Annotated in this window: 1 protein-coding gene; it reads left to right on the top strand. The window is 74.2% G+C overall.

The genetic code is table 11. The annotated features are described in order from the left end of the window. On the top strand, positions 1-1,454 hold a 1,454-nt coding region (locus ACWEN3_RS46345), incomplete at its 5' end, for an MFS transporter (protein ID WP_452984445.1). Positions 1,455-1,606 lie beyond the last annotated feature (152 nt).

Raw genomic sequence — 1,606 nt, 5'->3', positions numbered from 1 at the left:
ACGTCACCAGCAGCGCCAACCAGCCCACCGTGGCCGTACTCGGCGACAACCTCACCGACCCCTTCGCCAACGGCACCAAAGCCAGCCTCGTCACCTTCGTCATCACCCTGGACGTCTTCATCGTCAACGTGGCGATCCCGGCCACCCAGCGCGATCTGCACGCCAGTTCCTCGGCCGTGGAGTTCATCGTCGCCGGGTACGCGCTCGCGTACGCGGCCGGACTGATCACCGGCGGCCGGCTCGGCGACCTGTACGGCCGCCGGCGGATGTTCCTGATCGGCGTGGCGCTGTTCACCCTCTCCTCGGCCTGGGCCGGCTCCGCGCCCACCGCCGGGCAGCTGGTGGCGGCCCGGGTCGCCCAGGGACTCGCCTCGGCGCTGATGGGCCCGCAGGTGCTCGCCATCATCGGCGTCGTCTACAGCGGGCCGGCCCGGCTCCGCGCGTTCAACGCCTTCGGCCTGACGATGGGCCTCGCCGGCGTCTTCGGCCAGCTGATCGGCGGCGTGCTGATCCACGCCGACATCGCCGGGCTCGGCTGGCGCACCTGCTTCCTGGTCAACGTGCCGGTCGGCATCGCCGCCCTGATCCTCGCCCCGCGCGTCGTCCCGGAGTCGAAGGCCCAGGGCAGGTCCCGGCTCGACCCCGTCGGCATGGTGCTGGTCTCCGCCGGCCTGGTCGCCATCGTGCTGCCGCTCGCCGAGGGGCAGCAGAAGGGCTGGCCGCTGTGGACCTGGGTCTGCCTCGCCGTCTCGCCGGTGCTGCTCGCCGTCTTCGCCTGGTACCAGCGGCGGCTGGCGGCGGCGGACCGGGGCCCGCTCGTCAACCCGGCGCTGTTCCGCCAGCGCTCCTTCACCGTCGGCGTGACCACCGCCGTCGTCTACTACTCCGGGATGGCGTCCTTCTTCCTGGTGCTCGCGCTCTACCTCCAGCAGGGCTGCGGGCTGAGCGCGCTGGACTCCGGCCTGGTCTTCCTGCCGCTCGGCGTGGGCTTCCTCGCCGTCTCGCTGACGGCCAAGCAGATCGCCGCCGTCCTCGGCCGGCAGACGCTCGCGGTCGGCGCGCTGGTGCTGACGGCCGGACTGGTGGGGCTGTACGCCGCCGTGGAGCACATCGGCACCCACGGTTCGGTCGCCTGGCTGGTGCCGGGGCTGCTGGTCGGCGGCGCCGGCATGGCCATGGTGATGGCACCGCTGGCCACCGTGGCCCTCGCGGGCACCGACCCCCGCTACGCGGGCGCGGCCGCGGGCGTGCTGTCCACGGCCAACCAGGTGGGCGGCGCGGTCGGCGTGGCCGTGGTGGGCGTGGTCTTCTACCACGTCCTGAACCACGGCACCGGCCCCGACGCCTTCGCGGACGCCTTCCGGGCCAGCGTCTACCTCCTGGTGCCTCTGGCGCTCGCGGTGGCCGCTCTGGTCCAGCTGTTCCCACGTCCCAGGAAGGCGCCCACGTCCTGAGCCGCGGCCCCCGCCAGGCACCGTCCCGGCGCATCCGCCCCGCGGACGCGCCGTCAGCACGCACCGCGAACCGACGGGGCCGCCGGGGGCCCCGGCGCCGTCCGCCTGACGCCTTTCCGCAGCACCCCGACGGGGGCCGGCGCAACCGCGCC

It is taken from the genome of Streptomyces sp. NPDC004561, assembly GCF_053602155.1.
Note: the sequence above shows the minus strand (reverse complement) of the source record. Positions and strands in the feature narration are given on the sequence as shown.